A 2,949-nucleotide genomic window follows, 5' to 3' on the forward strand; every position below is an offset into this window, starting at 1 on the left:
CGCTCCCTTTCCGCAGGCCCAGGGTCCCCGCCGATGCTGAAGCGACTTGTCGCTCCCCGCTCAGGGCGGGTCGCCGTAGCCTTGCGGCCACACCGACGGGGGAGAGCGCAGGGCCGGGCGCCGTAGCCCCTCGCTTCCGGACCGCCCATGGTCCCCGCCCGATCACCTGTGGCCTCGCTCCTCCCCTGCGAGCCGTCCCTGGTCTTCGCCTGGGAAGGACGGAGCCAGATCACTCGTGGGTTCCGGCGCGGGGACGGAGGGCCGGGCGTAACACTCAGGAGGCGAAAGAGGGGCCGAGGCGGGCATCCCGCACTTCTGACGGGTGGAGAGCAAGGACGGCAGGCCCATCGTGTACGTCCACGAGCTCGATCCGGCCACCGGCGCGTACGGGCTCACCGGCATCCACCACGGGCGTCTGACCGTCCCGGCGCCCTTCCCCATCGACATCGACCTGGACGCGTAGAGGATCCCCTCTCAAGGTCCGTCTGCGGGCGGTCCTCAGCCTGCCTGGGCGGCGGCCTTGGCGGCGAGGGGAAGCGCCTCGGCCACGCGGGTCAGCGCCTCGTCGTCGTGGGCGGCCGAGAGGAACCACGCCTCGTAGGCCGACGGCGGCAGGTAGACACCCTGGTCGAGCATGGCGTGGAAGAACGCGCGGTAGGCGGCGGTGTCCTGCTTCTGAGCCGCGGCGAAGTCGGTGACCCGCTCCTCGGTGAAGAAGATCGAGAACAGGTTGCCCGCGCGCTGCAGACGGTGCGGCACCCCGGCGGCGGCCAGGGCGTCGGCGGCGGCGCGGCCGATCACCAGGGCGGCGGCGTCGATCCGGTCGTAGACCTCGTCGTCGCAGCCGCGCAGGGTCGCCAGGCCCGCGGCGCAGGCCAGCGGATTGCCGGAGAGCGTGCCCGCCTGGTAGACCGGGCCCTCCGGGGCGAGGTGGGCCATCACGTCGGCCCGGCCGCCGAACGCCGCGGCGGGCAGGCCGCCGCCCATGACCTTGCCGAAGGTCATCAGGTCGGCGTCCACCGGGTCGAGGCCGTACCAGCCGGCCTCCGAGACGCGGAAGCCGGTGAGCACCTCGTCGATGATCAGCAGGGCGCCGTGCGCGGTGCACAGCTCGCGGAGCGTGGCGTTGAACCCCTCCAGCGGCGGGACGACGCCCATGTTGGCCGGGCACGCCTCGGTGATGACGCAGGCGATCTCGTCACCGAAGGCGCTGAACGCCTCGGTCACCGCCTCGACGGAGTTGTAGGGCAGCACGACGGTGTCGGCGGCCGAGGCGCCGGTGACCCCGGGAGTGTCGGGCAGGCCGAAGGTGACCAGGCCGGACCCGGCCGAGGCGAGCAGGGCGTCGACGTGGCCGTGGTAGCAGCCGGCGAACTTGACGACCTTGGAGCGGCCGGTGAAGCCGCGGGCCAGCCGTACGGCGGACATGGTGGCCTCGGTGCCGGAGCTGACCAGGCGGACCTTCTCCACCGGCGCGACCCGGGCGACGATCTCCTCGGCGAGCTCGACCTCGCCGGGCGTCGCCGTGCCGAAGGAGGTGCCGTCCGCCAGCGCCTCCTGCAGCGCCTCCACCACGGCCGGGTGCCGGTGCCCGAGGATCATCGGCCCCCAGGAGCACACCAGGTCGACGTAGCGGTTGCCGTCCACGTCGGTGATGTAGGGCCCCTGCCCCGACGCCATGAAGCGGGGGGTTCCCCCGACTGCGCCGAAGGCCCGGACCGGGGAGTTGACGCCTCCCGGGACGATCTGGCGGGCGCGGGCGAACAGGTCCTCGGACTTCTCAGTACGGCTCACGCCCTCCAGGGTAGCCACGCCCCACACCCTCTTCGCCGCCCATATCGCCCTCGCGGCCCGCCATTCTCCACACCCACTTCACCGTCTCCGTACCAAACCCTTTGACACATCAACTCTTGATGGGTTCAATAGATGATCGGATCAAGGAGGCGGTCGTGGAACGGGTCGGAACCCCCGAGGACAGGTTCTTCCAGGACCTGATGGGCGGCTGCGCCGAGGTGCGGCAGGCGTTCGCCCGCCATGTGGGGATGAACGGTCACCGTCTCCACACGCTGATGCGGCTGTGGCGGAACGGCGAGACGAGCCACAGCGACCTGCGCCGGGCCCTCGCGATCGACGGTGCGAGCGTCACGCGCATCGTCAAGGACTTCGAGGCCGAGGGGCTGGTCGGTCGCCGCGTCGACCCGGCGGACAACCGCTACACCCTGGCCGGGCTGACCCCCGAAGGCGAACGGGCCGCCGCGGAACTGGCGCGGGCACACCAGGACTACCAGGAGCGGCTCCTCGACGGCGTCACCGCCGAGGAGCGGGAGACCGTACTGCGGGTCCTGGGCCGTCTGCGCGCCAACGTGGAACTCATACCCCCCGAACAGGAGCGAACCAGATGACGGACGACGCGAAGGCCCTCGCTCACCGCATGTACGAGGCGTTCAACACCCGTGACGTCGCGGCGGCCGAGACGATCTTCTCGGCGGACTTCGTGAGCCACCCCCTGGGCACCGTCGGCGTCGAGAGCGTCGTGAAGGCCTGGGCCGGGATGCACGCGATGTTCCCCGGCCTCAGGGTCGTCGTCGAGGACGTGCTCTCCGACCGGGACGGGGCCGCCGTCCGCACGACCCTGCACGGCACCCCGGCGGACCGGCCCCCCATGATGATGGAGTTCTTCCGGGTACGGCACGGCCGCATCACCGAACTGTGGGGCCTGTCCACCCTCTCCCGCCCCTGAAGTCCCCTTCCATCCACCGAACCGGTCCGTCCCCGACCGGCTGCTTCGCCGGTGAGGACCGTGAGCGGTCCGGAACTGAGGGGCTACGGCGCCCGGCCCTGCGCTCTCCCCTGTCAGTGTGGCCGCAAGGCTACGGCGACCAGCTCTGGGCAGGGATCAACGGTTGGCTTCAGCATCGGTGAGAACCGTGGGCCGCCGGAAAGGAAGAC

The 2,949-nt window shown here is 71.4% G+C and carries 4 protein-coding genes; 3 read left to right on the forward strand and 1 reads right to left on the reverse strand.

From position 1 onward, the window contains the following. Positions 1 to 322: 322 nt before the first annotated feature. Complete coding sequence (locus ACFYSC_RS36790; RefSeq protein ID WP_389971012.1) at positions 323 to 463, forward strand: hypothetical protein; 141 nt, start codon at positions 323 to 325, stop codon at positions 461 to 463. 35 nt (positions 464 to 498) lie between these two features. Here ACFYSC_RS36790 and hemL read toward each other — a convergent pair whose 3' ends face one another. Beyond that, a complete protein-coding gene (hemL, locus tag ACFYSC_RS36795; protein ID WP_389971015.1) occupies positions 499 to 1,794 on the reverse strand; it encodes a glutamate-1-semialdehyde 2,1-aminomutase in 1,296 nt (431 codons plus the stop codon). 155 nt (positions 1,795 to 1,949) lie between these two features. Between hemL and ACFYSC_RS36800 the strand changes: the two genes are divergently transcribed. Together ACFYSC_RS36800 and ACFYSC_RS36805 are read left to right on the forward strand one after the other, a co-directional pair. Next, positions 1,950 to 2,402 carry a MarR family winged helix-turn-helix transcriptional regulator gene (locus ACFYSC_RS36800; RefSeq protein WP_389971018.1) on the forward strand — a complete coding sequence of 151 codons (453 nt, stop codon included), beginning with the start codon at positions 1,950 to 1,952 and terminating at the stop codon, positions 2,400 to 2,402. Then, a complete protein-coding gene (locus tag ACFYSC_RS36805) occupies positions 2,399 to 2,740 on the forward strand; it encodes an ester cyclase (protein ID WP_389971021.1) in 342 nt (113 codons plus the stop codon). The genes ACFYSC_RS36800 and ACFYSC_RS36805 overlap by 4 nt, the downstream gene beginning before the upstream one ends. Positions 2,741 to 2,949 lie beyond the last annotated feature (209 nt).

The sequence above is a fragment of the Streptosporangium sp. NPDC004379 genome, assembly GCF_042873875.1.
GTDB lineage: Bacteria > Actinomycetota > Actinomycetes > Streptosporangiales > Streptosporangiaceae > Streptosporangium.